This is a genomic window from Microbacterium trichothecenolyticum, assembly GCF_030818955.1.
In the GTDB taxonomy this organism is placed as follows: Bacteria; Actinomycetota; Actinomycetes; order Actinomycetales; family Microbacteriaceae; genus Microbacterium; species Microbacterium trichothecenolyticum_B.
The window spans coordinates 2,010,356-2,026,317 of sequence record NZ_JAUTBF010000001.1; the positions used below are offsets into that span (position 1 = coordinate 2,010,356).

The window sequence follows — 15,962 nt, forward strand, 5'->3', positions numbered from 1 at the left end:
GCCCGCGACTCAGCGGGCGGACACCTGGAGCATGCTAACAAAATCGTCTCTGCGAGCCCCGGACATCTCCCCCGCGCCCGTCCTCCACAGGGTCAGGTCGACGGACCCGGTTCGCGCGGATCGAACGGGGCGTCGAGCGAACGCGTCAGATCATCGAGCAACGCCGCGATCTGCGGCTCCACGTATTCGGCCACCGCTGCCTGGACGCGCAGGCGGTGGTGCAGCAGGATCGCGCACACCTCGCGTCCGATCATGTTCGCGTAATCGTCGGCGAGGCCCACCTCCTGCCGCAGCGCCGCCTTCGCGGCATCCGAGAGCGGAGGCAGGTCGGGGATGGTGGCATCCTCCTCGGCGGCCAGTCCCGTCAGCGTGAAGAGGAAGGGCGCCCCGGGCTCGGGATCGGGGTCCAGCGGCATCCCCTCGAACTCCGGCTCGAGCCCCTCCGCGGGCCGATACGAACGCCGGCGGTTGCGTTCGGCCTGCTGGTCGAGCTCGCGCTGCAGCATGGGGAGGTTACGCGAGGTGTAGTCGGCGACCGCGTGATCGACGATGGCCTTCACCCGGGTGGACAGGCCGTGCTGCACACCGTGGGGCACGTCGGAGCCCAGACCCGCCGCCGACAGCACGGGCGATCCGAAGCAGCGGCGACACGGAGCGACCCGGCCACGGTGGCTGGCCGGCTCCCACCGGGGCAGCCAACGAAGCCAGGCGTCCACCGCCTGACCGACCTGGCTCTCGAGCGACCGCTCCACGGCCCCTACGCTAGTGCGACACGCCCGGAGAAGTCAGGATGCCGCGGTCTCCGCGCGTCGAAGACGTTCACGCCCCCGCCCGAAACCGTCTACCGGTCGGGCTCGGGGTCGCGGGTCCCCTCGCTGCCTCGTCCGCCGCCGCCAGAGCTCCTCGGGCCCCCGCGCACCAACAGCACGCCGAATGCTCCCGCGACCAGCCCCGCGGCGGCGATGACGGCGCCGGGGAAGCCGAGCGCGATGCTCTCGGCCGCAGCCAGCCCACGGGTGGGATCGGCACCGGTGACGACGGAGCCGACGACGAGCCCCACGATCTCCCCGACGAAGGCGCCGATCGCGCACGGCACCGCCGTCAGGTACCCGGGCGGTTCGGCCCTGAGGCCCCACCACAGCACCCCGGCGAACACCGATACGGCCACGACCTGACCGATCACACCGGGGATGGCGCCCAGACCGCGCACGGGGATGACATCGGCGTCGAGCACCAGGCTCACCACGCCCAGGGCCGCGATGGAGAGCGCGAGGAAGGAGACCGCGGCCAAGACGACCGCGACCGGCGGGGTCACCCCGGCCGGTCGCGGTTCGCTCGTCATGGCATCCGGTCTCAGCCGGCGAGCTGAGGACCCGCTTCCAGAGTGCGCTCGTACTCGCGCTGCGCCTCGGCGTTGAGCTCGGTGATGCGGCGGCCGCGCGCGGCGACCCACGCGCCGAACCAGATGGTCAGCTCGCGCCCGAGCACGAAGGCGACGATCGCCAGGGGGGCGAGCACGTTGTCCTGCAGCAGGTCGACGGCCTGACGGGGTGTGACCATCCAGAAGGGCGCGGCGAACAGGACGCCGAGCAGGTGCCCCAGCCACGCGACGACCCCGACGGTGAGGCCCCACACGACCCAGTGGCCCCAGCGTCCGCGGTTGATCAGGGCACCGAGGAACCAGAAGCCGAAGTAGAACGCCACCGTCGGTACCCACAGACCCCAGGTGGCCAGCGCCGCCAGCGCCGCCTGCCCCAGATCCGACGTCTGCACGTCACCGGTGAGCAGCCCCAGCCCCAGAGTCGCCGCAAGGTACAGCACGGCGAAGGCGAGGGCGGCGAGCAGGCCGATCGCTCCGGCCGCGCCGCGGTTCGCGCGGGGCCGCGGCGCCTCGGGCGCCTGCACGAAGATGGGCTGCGCCGCTCCGATCGTGCGCGTCGGCTGATCGGCGACGGAGGTCGACGCCGCGCTCGTCGCGGCACCCGCTCCCGCAGCCGCGCCGACGGCCGCACCGGCAGCGGCGGGGGAGGCAGTGGGGTGGGCGTCGTCGACGGACGAGGTCGCCCCGGCGGGACTCGTGGTCTCGGCGGTGCCCGGTTCGGGCTCGGCCGACGCCGCGTAGGCGGCCCACCGGGCGTCTTCGTCGTCGAGATCGACCGACGACGCGCCGAGCGACGACCCGCCGACCGACGCCGAGGCGTCTTGCGGCTCGACGGGTGACGCGTCGTGCACGACGGGCGCGCTGTGCGCGGCGCCGGCGTTCTCGTGCGTCTCTCGCTCGTCCCAGGCGGCCGCGGCCGCCTCGGGGGCGACCGCGTCGCGACGGGCGGCTTCTGCCTCGGCGAGGCCCTCGTGGGCTCGGCCGACGACGTCGTTCGCCTCGTCCTTGGGGTCATCGACGGGGTCGCCGTACGACTGGTGGTCGCTCATCGGTGTCTCCTCACGCGGTGCTAGCGGCGCTAGGCTATCCCGGTCCTCGCGCACCGCGGCGCAGGCATGCCGTCGTATCGCTTCTCGACCGTGTCGGCGGTGCCGTCTAGGGTGTTCCCATGCCTCGACGCCCGCTGCACCCGATCTTCGCCGCCGTGCTCGTCGGCGCCGCCGTGGTCGGATTGAGCGCATGCGCGCCCGAGACCGGCGGCCAGGCCGCTCCGACCGGTACCGAGACGGCAGCGAGCAGCACCAGCCCCACTCCCATCCCGACGATCACGCCGTCGACGAAGCCCGTGACACTGCCCACCGACTGCCGCGCCATCCTGTCGGCCGACGTTCTGGCGCAGCTCGGTTCCATTCCGCTGAACGACCCCGCGATGGGGCCGTCCGGCCTGTTCGGCGACGGCTCGCTCGTGTGCATCTGGCGGGACCCCGCCACCGACACCACCGGCCTGGTCACCCGCATCTCCCAGATGGACCGCGGCCCCGCCCTCGACATGCTCAACGACCTCGTGTCGACGCAGGGGTTCAGCTGCTACACCCCCGACGAGGGCACGCGCTGCGAGAAGACGTGGATCAACCCGACCTACCCGGTCAACGACGGCCGCACGCTCTTCTGGCGAGACGGGGTACTCATCGACACGCAGTACTCCAACCTCGCGCCCACCGGCTACACCGCGAGCATCATCGCGTCGATCTTCGGCACATCGACTCCCGCACCCACCCCCTCGGCCTGAGCCCGTCCGGCACGCTCGAGCGAGGGTCTCACCCTCCGAAGGCGTGTGAGGCCACGACCGCGGCATACCCTTCCGGCATCCACCCCGAAAGCGTCGACGACACCCAGCGGTCCCCGCGAAGATCGTGGACCTCGACGACGTCGCCCGTCTGACGCTCGCAGTGGGTCGCGTCGGCGTCCGTTTCGCAGGCGAAGCCCTGCGCGGTCAACGTGGTGCGCACGGCCGCGGCGCCCTCGGGCGCGACGGTCGAGACCGTCGTCTCGACGAACCGTCCGCCCGGACCGCGCCAGTGGCAGGTGACGACTACGGTGGGCGATGCCGCCGCGACAGCCTCGGGCGTCGACAGTGCCGCTGTGCGCCGCTGCCACAACAACGCCTCGGGCGACCACACGAGCGACGACCACAGTGACTGCGAGTACAAGTGCCGGCAGTCCGACGCCGGCTCGGCCGGGTCCGCCGCGACGGCCGCGGTGTGCGTGCTGGCCGCGCGCAGCGTGTCGCCGACGAACGTGACGGCGATCGGAACGCCCGGTGCGGCCAGAACGCCGAGAGCGGTCACGGCCGCCGCGCAGAGCAGACCGGCCGGCCATGCCAGCCACAGACTGCGCCCACCGATCCGAGCCATGCGTTCCTCCCCGACAACGGTAGGCGTATCCCCCCGCGAAACGGTGTCCTCGACACGCCGCCTTCACGAGCACGTCACACAGCTGCGACACGACGAAGGCCCCCGGCGTGAGCCGGGGGCCTTCGGGAGGATCAGGATGCCGCGCAGCGGCGCGGCATCCTGTCGCTGATCAGTTGTACGTACCGGGCGTGAAGTCGTCGGTCGAGAAGCTGTCGAAGTCGACGTAGCTCAGGTCGGCGTCGGAGTAGGCACCGTCGGACGCGAAGATGCGGTTGGGGTACCGCTCGCTCTTCGCCTCTTCCGTCGCCTCGACCGTGACGTTGCGGTACTTCGCGAGTCCGGTTCCGGCGGGGATGAGCTTTCCGATGATGACGTTCTCCTTGAGGCCGACGAGCGGGTCGCTCTTGCCCTCCATGGCCGCCTGCGTCAGGACGCGGGTGGTCTCCTGGAACGACGCGGCCGACAGCCACGACTCGGTCGCGAGCGACGCCTTGGTGATACCCATCAGCTCGGGGCGACCCGACGCGGGGCGCTTGCCCTCGCCGACCGCCTCGCGGTTGATGGTCTGGTAGCGCTTGAAGTCCACCAGCTCACCGGGCAGCAGGTCGGTGTCGCCGTGGTCGACGACGGTGACCTTGCGGAGCATCTGCCGGACGATGACCTCGATGTGCTTGTCGTGGATCGGCACACCCTGCGAGCGGTACACGCCCTGGACGCCGTTGACGAGGTACTTCTGCACCTCGCGGGCACCCTGCACGCGCATGACCTCCTTGGGGTCGAGCGTTCCGACCTGGAGGGGCTCGCCGACCTTGACGTGCTGACCGTCCTCGACGAGGAGGGTCGCACGCTTCAGGACCGGGTAGACCACCGGCTCGTCGCCGTTGTCGGGCGTGAGGATGACCTTCTTGGCCTTGTCGGTCTCGTCGATCGTGATGCGGCCGTCGGCCTCGGCGATCGGCGACGCACCCTTGGGGGTACGGGCCTCGAAGAGCTCCTGCACGCGGGGCAGACCCTGCGTGATGTCGTCGGCCGACGCGGAACCACCCGTGTGGAAGGTACGCATCGTCAGCTGGGTACCGGGCTCACCGATCGACTGGGCCGCGATGATGCCGACGGCCTCGCCGATGTCGACGATCTTGCCGGTGGCCAGCGAACGGCCGTAGCACTTCGCGCACACACCGACGGCCGAGTCGCAGGTCAGCACCGAGCGCACCTTGATGGTCTCGACGCCGCCGGCGACCAGCTTGTCGATGAGCACGTCGCCCACGTCGTCGCCGGCCTCGGCCAGCACGGTGCCCTGCGCGTCGACGACCGCCGTGGCGAGCGTGCGAGCGAACACCGAGTTCTCGACGTTGGCGTCCTTGACCAGGTTGCCGGTGGAGCCTGCCGCGGCGATCGGGAGCTCGAGGCCCTTCGACGTGCCGCAGTCCTCTTCGCGGATGATGACATCCTGCGAGACGTCGACCAGACGACGGGTCAGGTAGCCCGAGTCGGCCGTACGGAGGGCCGTGTCGGCCAGACCCTTACGGGCACCGTGCGTCGCGATGAAGTACTCGGCGACCGACAGACCCTCGCGGTACGACGAGATGATCGGACGCGGGATGATCTCACCCTTGGGGTTGTTCACCAGGCCTCGCATACCCGCGATGTTGCGGATCTGCAGCCAGTTACCACGGGCGCCCGACGACACCATGCGGTTGATGGTGTTGTCGGCGGGGAAGTTGTCCCGCATCGCCTTCTGGACCTCGTCGGTCGCCTCGGTCCAGATCTTGATGAGCTCCTGACGACGCTCGGCGTCGGTGGTGAGACCCTTCTCGTACTGCGCCTGGACCTTCGCCGCCTGCTTCTCGTAGCCCGCGACGATCTCGCCCTTGTTGGGGGGCGTGAGGATGTCGCTCAGCGCCACCGTGACACCCGAACGGGTGGCCCAGTAGAAGCCGGCGTCCTTGATGCGGTCGAGCGATGCCGCGACCTCGACCTTGGGGTACTCCTCGGCCAGCTTGTTGACGATCTGCGACAGCTTGCCCTTGTCGGCCTGCTCGCGAACGAACGGGTAGCCCTTGGGGAGCGTGTCGTTGAAGATCGCCTGGCCGAGCGAGGCGTCGACGAGACCGTGCTTGTCGTAACCTTCGGGCGCCTGGCCCTCGAGGAACGTGAGGCCGGGGATGCGGATGCGCGCCTTGGCCTGCAGGTCGAGGGTGCCCTCGTCCTTGGCCAGGATCGCCTCGCCCACCGAACCGAACGCACGGCCCTCGCCCACCGCACCCTCCTTGAGGGTGGTGAGGTGGTGCAGGCCGATGATCATGTCCTGCGAGGGCAGGGTCACCGGGCGGCCGTCCGAGGGCTTGAGGATGTTGTTCGAGGCGAGCATGAGCACGCGGGCCTCGGCCTGGGCCTCGACCGACAGCGGCAGGTGCACGGCCATCTGGTCGCCGTCGAAGTCGGCGTTGAACGCCGCGCACACGAGCGGGTGCAGCTGGATGGCCTTGCCCTCGACGAGCTGGGGCTCGAACGCCTGGATGCCGAGACGGTGCAGGGTGGGTGCACGGTTCAGCAGCACGGGGCGCTCGCGGATGATCTCTTCCAGCACGTCCCAGACCTCGGGACGGTAGCGCTCGACGGCACGCTTGGCGGCCTTGATGTTCTGCGAGTGACCGAGGTCGATCAGACGCTTGATCACGAACGGCTTGAACAGCTCGAGAGCCATCTGCTTGGGCAGACCGCACTGGTGCAGCTTCAGCTGGGGTCCGACGATGATGACCGAACGACCCGAGTAGTCGACGCGCTTTCCGAGCAGGTTCTGGCGGAAGCGACCCTGCTTTCCCTTGAGCATGTCGCTCAGGGACTTCAGGGCGCGGTTGCCGGTACCGGTGACGGGGCGACCACGACGACCGTTGTCGAACAGGGCGTCGACGGCCTCCTGCAGCATGCGCTTCTCGTTGTTGACGATGATCTCGGGGGCACCGAGGTCGATCAGTCGACGGAGGCGGTTGTTGCGGTTGATCACGCGGCGGTACAGGTCGTTCAGGTCGCTGGTGGCGAAGCGGCCACCGTCGAGCTGGACCATCGGGCGAAGCTCCGGCGGGATCACCGGAACGACGTCGAGCACCATGGAGGCCGGCGTCATGCCGGTCTGGAGGAACGAGTTGACGACCTTCAGACGCTTGATCGCGCGGATCTTGCGCTGGCCCTTGCCCTCGGAGATCTGCAGGTGGAGGCTGTCGGCCTCGGCCTGCAGGTCGAAGGTCTCGAGGCGGCGCTTGATGGACTCCGCGCCCATGTGGGCCTCGAAGTACTGACCGAAGCGGTCCTGCAGCTCGTGGAAGACGTCGTCCTCGGGCTTGAGGGCGCCCACCTCGAGCGTGCGGAAGTCCTCCCACACGCGCTCGAGCTTGGCGATCTGCTCGTCGGCGTTCTTGCGGGCCGCCGTCATGTCCTTCTCGGCGGCGTCCTTGACCTTCTTCTTCTGGTCGGCCTTGGCGCCCTCCGCCTCGAGGGCGGCGAGCTCCTCCTCGAGCTTGGCCAGGCGCGCGGCGATGCGGGCATCGCGGCGGTCGCCGAGCGTCTTCAGCTCGAGACGGATGTTGTTCTCCTGCGTGGCGAGGTCGCGGTGACGAGCATCTTCGTCGACCGAGATCACCATGTAGGCGGCGAAGTAGATGACCTTCTCGAGGTCCTTCGGCGCCATGTCGAGCAGGTAGCCCAGGCGCGAGGGCACGCCCTTGAAGTACCAGATGTGCGTGACGGGCGCGGCGAGCTCGATGTGGCCCATGCGCTCGCGACGGACCGAGCTCTTGGTGACCTCGACGCCGCAGCGCTCGCAGACGATGCCCTTGAAGCGCACCCGCTTGTACTTGCCGCAGGCGCACTCCCAGTCGCGGGAGGGTCCGAAGATCTGCTCGCCGAAGAGACCGTCCTTCTCGGGCTTCAGCGTGCGGTAGTTGATCGTCTCGGGCTTCTTGACCTCACCGAAGGACCAACGACGGATGTCGTCGGCGGTGGCCAGACCGATACGGATCTGATCGAAAGTGGTTGATTCGAGCACTGGTTCTCCTGTGTCGGAATTCTCTGAAATCTGAGCTGGGTCGCTGAGCTGGAAGCTCAGATCTCGTCGATCGACGAGGACTCGAAGCGGCTGGAGATGTTGATGCCGAGCTCCTCCGCGGCGCGGAAGGCGTCGTCATCCGTGTCGCGCAGGTTGACCGCGGTGCCGTCGGCCGAGAGGACCTCGACGTTCAGGCAGAGCGACTGCATCTCCTTCATGAGCACCTTGAAGGACTCGGGGATGCCGGGCTCCTGGATGTTCTCGCCCTTGACGATGGCCTCGTACACCTTGACGCGGCCGAGGATGTCGTCGGACTTGATCGTCAGCAGCTCCTGCAGCGCGTACGCGGCACCGTAGGCCTCGAGCGCCCACACCTCCATCTCACCGAAGCGCTGGCCACCGAACTGGGCCTTACCGCCGAGCGGCTGCTGGGTGATCATCGAGTAGGGGCCCGTCGAACGAGCGTGGATCTTGTCGTCGACCAGGTGGTGCAGCTTCAGGATGTACATGTAGCCGACCGAGATGGGCGCCGGGAACGGCTCGCCGGAGCGACCGTCGAACAGCAGCGTCTTGCCCGACGAGTCGACCAGACGGTCACCGTCGCGGTTCGGGATCGTGGAGTCGAGCAGACCCGCGATCTCGGCCTCGAACGCACCGTCGAACACCGGGGTGGCGACCTTCGTGCCGGGAGCCGCCTCGCGAGCGGCCTCGGGCAGGTGCGCGGCCCACTCCGGGGTGCCCTCGACCTGCCACCCCTGCTGGGCGATCCAGCCGAGGTGGAGCTCGAGGACCTGACCGAAGTTCATGCGGCCCGGGATACCGAGCGGGTTGAGGATGATGTCGACCGGCGTGCCGTCGGCGAGGAAGGGCATGTCCTCGATCGGGAGGATCTTGGCGATGACACCCTTGTTGCCGTGGCGGCCGGCGAGCTTGTCGCCCTCGGTGATCTTGCGCTTCTGGGCGATGTAGACCACGACGCGACGGTTGACGCCCGAGCCGAGCTCGTCGTCGCCGTCTTCGGCGTTGAACTCCTTGACGGCGATGATCGTGCCCTGCTCGCCGTGGGGCACCTTCAGCGAGGTGTCACGGACTTCGCGGCTCTTCTCGTTGAAGATCGCGCGGAGCAGGCGCTCCTCGGCCGAGAGCTCGGTCTCGCCCTTGGGCGTGACCTTGCCGACGAGAATGTCGCCGGGACGCACCTCGGCGCCGATGCGGATGATGCCGCGGTCGTCGAGGTCCTTCAGCAGGTCGGGGCTGACGTTGGGGAGGTCACGGGTGATCTCCTCCTTGCCCAGCTTGGTGTCGCGGGCGTCGACCTCGTACTCCTCGATGTGGATCGACGAGAGGGTGTCGTCCTTCACGAGGTCCTGGCTGAGGATGATCGCGTCCTCGAAGTTGTGGCCTTCCCACGTCATGAATGCCACGAGGAGGTTCTTGCCGAGCGCGAGCTCGCCGTTCTCGGTCGCGGGACCGTCGGCGATGACCTCGCCGGCCTCGATGCGCTCACCGGCCGAGACGACCACGCGCTGGTTGTACGAGGTGCCCTGGTTCGAGCGGTCGAACTTGCGCAGGAAGTAGTCCTGCGTGCCGCCCTCGTCGAGCTGGATGGTCACGACGTCGGCCGAGACCTCGAGCACCACGCCGGACTTCTCGGCGGTGACGACGTCACCCGCGTCGATGGCGGCGAAGCCCTCCATACCGGTACCGACGATCGGCGACTCGCTGCGCACGAGCGGCACGGCCTGGCGCTGCATGTTCGCACCCATGAGGGCGCGGTTGGCGTCGTCGTGCTCGAGGAACGGGATGAGCGAGGTCGCCACCGACACCATCTGGCGGGGCGAGACGTCCATGTAGCCGATCTCGTCGACGGGGAACAGGTCGACCTCGCCACCCTGGCCGCGGCGGGCGAGGATGCGGTCCTCGACGAAGTGGCCGTCGGCCTTGAGCGCGACACCGGCCTGGGCGACGATGTGGTCGCTCTCTTCGCTGGCGGTGAGGTAGTCGATCTGGTCGGTCACGCGACCGTCGACGACGCGGCGGTACGGCGTCTCGATGAAGCCGAACGCGTTGATGCGCGCGAACGAGGCGAGCGAGCCGATCAGACCGATGTTCGGGCCTTCGGGCGTCTCGATGGGGCACATGCGGCCGTAGTGCGAGGGGTGGACGTCACGGACCTCGACGCCGGCACGCTCACGCGACAGACCGCCGGGGCCCAGCGCCGACAGGCGACGCTTGTGGGTCAGACCCGCGAGCGGGTTGTTCTGGTCCATGAACTGCGAGAGCTGCGAGGTTCCGAAGAACTCCTTGATCGCGGCGACGACGGGGCGCACGTTGATCAGGGTCTGCGGGGTGATCGCCTCGATGTCCTGCGTGGTCATGCGCTCGCGGACGACGCGCTCCATGCGGGACAGACCGGTGCGCACCTGGTTCTGGATCAGCTCGCCGACCGCGCGGATGCGGCGGTTGCCGAAGTTGTCGATGTCATCGACGTCGAGACGGATCTCGGCGGGCTGCCCGTTGCGGATGCCGTCGAACGACACGTCGCCGCGGTGCAGGCGCACCATGTACTTGATCGTCGCGACGATGTCGTCGACGGTGAGCACCGAGTCGCTGAGCGGCTTGTCGAGGCCGAGCTTCTGGTTGATCTTGTAGCGACCCACCTTGGCCAGGTCGTAGCGCTTGGCGTTGAAGTAGAAGTTGTCGAGCAGCGCGCGGGCGGCCTCGGCGGCGACCTGCTCACCCGGACGGAGCTTGCGGTAGATGTCGCGGAGCGCGTCTTCCTTGGTGAGGATCGTGTCCTTCGACAGCGTCTCTTCGATCGAGTCGAAGCCGGCGAACTCGGCGAGGATGTCTTCACTGGTGAGACCGAGAGCCTTCAAGAAGACGGTGACCGACTGCTTGCGCTTGCGGTCGATGCGCACGCCCACCTGGTCGCGCTTGTCGATCTCGAACTCGAGCCACGCACCGCGCGAGGGGATGACGCGCGCCGACACGATGTCTTTGTCGGAGGTCTTGTCAGGCGTCTTGTCGAAGTAGACACCGGGCGAACGCACGAGCTGCGACACCACGACACGCTCGGTGCCGTTGATGATGAACGTGCCCTTGTCGGTCTGGAGCGGGAAGTCGCCCATGAAGACCGTCTGCGTCTTGATCTCACCGGTCTGGTGGTTCATGAACTCGGCCTCGACGTACAGCGGCGCGGCGTAGGTCTTGCCGCGCTCCTTGCACTCTTCGATCGAGTACTTCTCGGGCTCGAGGTAGGGGTTCGTGAACGAGAGCTGCATGGTCTCGCTGAGGTCTTCGATCGGCGAGATCTCCTCGAAGATCTCCTCCAGACCGCTGATCTCGGGCACGTCGGTACGACCGGCGGCCTGGGCCTCGGCGACACGCGCCTTCCAGGCCTCGTTGCCGACGAGCCAGTCGAACGACTCGGTCTGCAGGGCGAGCAGATCGGGAACGGTCAGCTTGTCGGAGATCTTGGCGAACGAGAGGCGGGATGCTCCGCGTCCGCTCTTGGGGGTGGTGGTGGTGGATGCGTTGCTCGCAGCAGCCAAGGGAATAACCTCCAGAAGCCCGGGCGAGGGGCTCGTGATTCCTTGTCGTCAGGTGGAGTGCGTTCCTGCCCCGAAAACCTGCTCGTCGCACGCCGCGGTGAAGCGGGGACGAACAGGCTCAGCCGACCACCATATGAGGGCAGGGGGAATCGAGGAGCGCAAAGTCCAAGCATACGCGGGAGGACGCGCCGTGTCCAGTCGAATTCTTGACGACCCTGCCCACCTGCGGTATAAACGCGCACGCCCGTTCGATCTTCCCCGCGACGCCCCCGCTCACGCGCGTCGGAACCGCACCCGATCACCCGGCCGCACCTGCGCCAACGCATCGAGCGCGGCATCCGTCACCACGCCGATCACGGGGTATCCCCCGGTCACGGGCCCGTCCGCGAGCAGCACGACCGGGCGCCCGTGCGGCGGCACCTGGATCGCCCCCGGACGCATGCCCTCGCTGGGCAGCTCCGCGTCGCGCGCACGGCTCAGTTCGGGTCCGTCCAACCGGATGCCGACACGATCGGCGTGCGGCGACACCGTCCACTCCGCGTCGATCAGCGCCGACAGCGCCGCGGGGTGAAACCAATCGGCACGGGGTCCGGGGGCGACGCGCACGTCGATCAGCCCGGGCGGCACCGTCCACGGGAAGGCGTCGACCACGGGAATCGGGAATGGCGCGATCCCGGCCGACACGAGGTCTCCGGCGCCGATCCTCGCGGGGCCCAGCCCGGCGAGCACATCACTCGCGCGGGAACCGAACGCCGCGGGCACGACGACCCCGCCGCGGACGGACACGTACACGCGCAGCCCCGCACGCACGGAGCCGATCGAGAGTTCCTCGCCCGCGGGGATGAGGACCGCAGCGTAGGCGTCTCGGGCCCGACCGGCGACGCGCAGGTCGACGAGGGCGCCGCTCACGCACACCCACGTGTCGGCCTCGGCCCGGGCGCGGAAGCCGCCGAGGGCGATCTCGAGCCCCGCCGCCGCCTCGTCGTTGCCGATCAGACGGTTGGCGATGCGCAGAGCGGTGCGATCGAGGGCGCCCGATCGCGCGACACCGAGGGACGCGCGATCGGGTCGGCCGAGGTCCTGCACAGTGGTGAAGCCACCGGCGGAGAGCACCCGTAGAGCGGGGGCGCCGGGGGCGGTCTCCGCCGGGCGGGCGGCGGAGGGGGCCACGCTCGACGTCGGGGCGGCGTCCGCCGCCGCCGCCTCGACCCGTTCGCGCTCCGCCACGAACCTCACGCGCGAGCGCGGACGCAGGAGCACCGGGCTCTCGGCATCCGGGTCGAACAGCACGGCGTCGGTCGTGCCGATCAGGCGCCAGCCGCCGGGGGTCTCTCGCGGGTACGCCCCGCTGAATTCGCCCGCCAGCCCGACCGCCCCCGCGGGCACGCGCGTGCGGGGTTCGGGCAACCGCGGGACGTCGAGGCCCCAATCGTCGCTGACGAGGTATGCGAACCCGGGGGCGAAGCCGGTGAACGCCACCGTCCACGCCGCACCGGCGTGTCGGGCGACGAGGGTCGCAACCGGGATGCCGAGCATCTCGGCCGTGGAATCGAGGTCCACGCCGTCGTATCGGACGGGCACCTCGACGAGGGGGCCGGGGGTGACGGCATCCGGGGCGGATCGCGCAGCGGCGAGGATCCAGTCGCACACCGCCGACGCCGAGACCCGCCGCGGGTCGAAGCCGACGAGCACGGTGCGGGCGGCGGGGACGAGATCGTCGATCCCCGCGGGAGGGGCGTCGGCGAGTGCGGCATGAAGCGCGAGCACGGCGGAGAGGTCGGCGACCTCGGCGAGAACGGCCCGATCCCCCATCGGCAGCAGCGTCACGCGCGGGCCCACGACGGCGGGGCGGGGCGTCACCACGGTGCCCGGACCTCGATGCCCGCGGCGCCCAGCGCGCAGCGCACCGCGCGCGCCATGGCGACGGCCGCGGGCGTGTCGCCGTGCAGGCACAGCGAGGCGGCTTCGACGGCGATGCGCGAGCCGTCGACGGCGTCGACCTCGCCGTCGCGCACCAGACGCAGGGCCCGATCGGCGACGCGGGCGGGCTCCTCGACGAGCGCGCCCGGCTCGCCGCGCGCGACGAGTCCCCCGTCGGGCGTGTATCCGCGGTCGAGGAACGCCTCGTGCACGAAGGGGAGTCCCGCCGCGGCCGCAGCCTCGGCGATGGCGCCGGGAAGGCCGAGCACGGGAAGGGCACGGCCGAGTCGCTCCGAGAGGTCGGCGACCGCGGCGGCGACGGCCCGCGCCTGTGCGGCGTCGTCGCGGACCGCGTGGTACAGCGCGCCGTGGGGTTTGACGTAGCGCACCTCGGCGCCCGCCGCGACGAGGGCGCCGAGCTGAGCGGAGACACTGGCGCGCAGGTCGGCCGGCGCGGGATCGCGGCGGACCCGGCCGAAGTTCTCGCGGTCGTCGTAGGAAGGGTGAGCGCCGATGGCCACGCCGAACCGGGCGGCGCGGTGGACGCAGGCCCGCATCGACTCGGCATCGCCCGCGTGCCCGCCGCACGCGACGTTGGCGCTGGAGATGACGGCGAACATCGCCTCGTCGTCGGCGGTGGGGATTCCGTCGACGGTCTCGCCGAGGTCGGCGTTGAGGTCCACGCGCATGATGCCCACGGTAGCGCCGCCCGGCGGCACGCCGCGGTGCCGCGGTGCACGACTCCTGCAGAACGGGCAGTACCGGGCCCCCTCACCCGGCGCATGAGCCGCCCCGCAGGAGTCGTGCGCGGCGATCGGGCGTTACGGGGGTGTGACGATCCGGCGGGAGGGGTGGGCAACGGCACCGCCGCGGGCGAGGATGGGGGGATGACCTCCGATGTCGCCGGTCCCCCCGCTCCGGCATCCCCCTCCCCCCTGCTCTCCGTCCGCGACCTCGCGGTCGACTTCGCCACCATGGACGGTCCCGTGCGTGCCGTCGACGGGGTGAATCTCGACATCCACGCGGGTGAGACCATCGCCATCGTCGGCGAGTCCGGCTCCGGCAAGTCGACGACCGCCATGGCGATCATCGGCCTGCTGGCATCCGGTGGCCGCGTCGCGCGCGGGCAGATCCTGCTCGACGGCGACGACCTCACCGCCTTCAGCGAGGCCCGGATGCGACAGGTGCGCGGCCGCCAGATCGGCCTCGTGCCCCAGGATCCGATGTCGAACCTCAACCCGGTCGCGAAGATCGGCACGCAGGTCGCCGAGACGCTGCTGGCGCACGGGCTCGCCGAACGCTCCGACGTGAAGGGCAAGGTCGTCGAGGCGCTCGAGGCCGCCGGGCTCCCGGATGCCGAGAAGCGGGCGACGCAGTACCCGCACGAGTTCTCCGGCGGTATGCGCCAGCGCGCCCTCATCGCCATCGGCCTCGCGTGCCGACCGCGCCTGCTGATCGCCGACGAGCCCACGAGCGCCCTCGACGTCACCGTGCAGCAGACGATCCTCGACCAGATCGACAAGCAGACGGACGAGCTGGGAGCTGCGGTCCTGCTCATCACCCACGACCTGGGTCTCGCCGCCGAACGCGCGTCGCGGGTGGTCGTGATGCACCGCGGACGGGTGGTCGAGCAGGGCCCCGCGCGGCAGATCCTCGAGAACCCGCAGCACGCGTACACGAAGTCGCTCGTCGCCGCGGCGCCGTCGGTCGCGGCCGTGCGCCTTCGTCCGGAGGACTTCCGCGGCGAGCGCACCGCCGAGGCGGTGCGCGACAACATCGTGGAGATCACGGGCCTGACCAAGGTCTACCCGGTGCGCGGACGCGGCGACGACTTCCGCGCTGTCGATGACGTGTCGCTGTCGATCCCGCGCGGCCAGACCGTCGCCATCGTGGGCGAGTCGGGCTCGGGCAAGACCACCACCGCCCGCATGCTGCTGAAGGCCGTCGAGCCGACCAGCGGCTCGATCACCTTCGACGGGCAGGACGTCGCCGCACTGAAGGGCGACGCGCTCCGGCGGTTCCGCCAGAAGGTGCAGCCGATCTTCCAAGACCCGTACTCGAGCCTGAACCCCATGTTCACGATCGAGCGGATCGTCGAGGAGCCCCTCAGCTTCTACAAGCGCGGGTCGAAGGCCGAGCGCTCGAAGCGGGTGCGCAAGCTCATGGATGACGTGGCTCTGCCGGCATCCATGCTCCGCCGGTACCCGTCCGAGCTGTCGGGCGGACAGCGGCAGCGTGTGGCGATCGCGCGGGCCCTCGCCCTCTCGCCGGAGCTCATCGTGTGCGACGAGCCGGTGTCGGCGCTCGACGTGCTCGTGCAGGCACAGATCCTCGACCTGCTCGGCGACCTGCAGCGCGAGTACGGCCTGAGCTACCTGTTCATCTCGCACGACCTCGCGGTGGTGCGCCTGATCAGCGACTACGTCTGCGTCATGAAGGACGGGCGGCTCGTCGAGGCGGCATCCAGCGAAGAGGTGTTCACCAACCCGCGCGATCCGTACACGCGGCGCCTGCTGGCCTCGATCCCGGGCAACGAGCTGGGGCTGACCGGCTGAGAGCGGGCCGCGAGCAGCACGCCCCCGCGTCGGAGAACAGGGGATGCCACGAGAACAGGGGGATCCGCGCGGGAGCGGCCTGTTCTCGACGAA

General features: G+C 69.8%; 10 protein-coding genes. 2 read left to right on the top strand and 8 right to left on the bottom strand.

Annotated elements, in window-relative coordinates:
* Positions 1–92: 92 nt before the first annotated feature.
* From QE412_RS09645 to QE412_RS09655, 3 genes are all read right to left on the bottom strand, one after another.
* On the bottom strand, positions 93–752 hold the full coding sequence (locus QE412_RS09645) for a spermidine/putrescine ABC transporter substrate-binding protein (RefSeq protein ID WP_307482788.1): 660 nt from the start codon (positions 750–752) through the stop codon (positions 93–95).
* An 89-nt stretch (positions 753–841) separates the two neighbouring features.
* Entirely contained in the window at positions 842–1,342 is a 501-nt protein-coding gene (locus QE412_RS09650; protein WP_307482790.1) for a hypothetical protein, read from the bottom strand.
* Between the two features lie 11 nt (positions 1,343–1,353).
* Entirely contained in the window at positions 1,354–2,430 is a 1,077-nt protein-coding gene (locus tag QE412_RS09655; RefSeq protein WP_307482793.1) for an ABC transporter, read from the bottom strand.
* Between the two features lie 119 nt (positions 2,431–2,549).
* Here QE412_RS09655 and QE412_RS09660 point away from each other — a divergent pair, with 119 nt between their 5' ends.
* The gene (locus QE412_RS09660; protein ID WP_307482795.1) at positions 2,550–3,170 is read left to right on the top strand and encodes a hypothetical protein; all 621 of its coding nucleotides are present in this window, start codon (positions 2,550–2,552) and stop codon (positions 3,168–3,170) included.
* Positions 3,171–3,198: 28 nt separating this feature from the next.
* Here the strand turns inward: QE412_RS09660 and QE412_RS09665 are convergent, their stop codons facing one another.
* From QE412_RS09665 to pxpA, 5 genes are all read right to left on the bottom strand, one after another.
* Positions 3,199–3,795: a hypothetical protein gene (locus QE412_RS09665; protein ID WP_307482798.1), complete on the bottom strand. Its 597-nt coding sequence runs from the start codon at positions 3,793–3,795 to the stop codon at positions 3,199–3,201.
* A 169-nt stretch (positions 3,796–3,964) separates the two neighbouring features.
* Positions 3,965–7,840, bottom strand: coding sequence for a DNA-directed RNA polymerase subunit beta' (gene rpoC / locus QE412_RS09670; RefSeq protein ID WP_307482801.1), 3,876 nt, complete (start codon positions 7,838–7,840; stop codon positions 3,965–3,967).
* Positions 7,841–7,896: 56 nt separating this feature from the next.
* Entirely contained in the window at positions 7,897–11,394 is a 3,498-nt protein-coding gene (gene rpoB / locus QE412_RS09675; protein WP_307482803.1) for a DNA-directed RNA polymerase subunit beta, read from the bottom strand.
* A gap of 273 nt (positions 11,395–11,667) precedes the next feature.
* Positions 11,668–13,257: a 5-oxoprolinase subunit B/C family protein gene (locus tag QE412_RS09680; RefSeq protein WP_307482805.1), complete on the bottom strand. Its 1,590-nt coding sequence runs from the start codon at positions 13,255–13,257 to the stop codon at positions 11,668–11,670.
* Positions 13,251–14,006 (bottom strand): 5-oxoprolinase subunit PxpA, encoded by a 756-nt coding sequence (pxpA, locus tag QE412_RS09685; protein ID WP_307487128.1) that lies wholly within the window; start codon positions 14,004–14,006, stop codon positions 13,251–13,253. The genes QE412_RS09680 and pxpA overlap by 7 nt, the downstream gene beginning before the upstream one ends.
* A gap of 195 nt (positions 14,007–14,201) precedes the next feature.
* Between pxpA and QE412_RS09690 the strand changes: the two genes are divergently transcribed.
* A complete protein-coding gene (locus QE412_RS09690) occupies positions 14,202–15,869 on the top strand; it encodes an ABC transporter ATP-binding protein (RefSeq protein ID WP_307482807.1) in 1,668 nt (555 codons plus the stop codon).
* Positions 15,870–15,962: the final 93 nt, after the last annotated feature.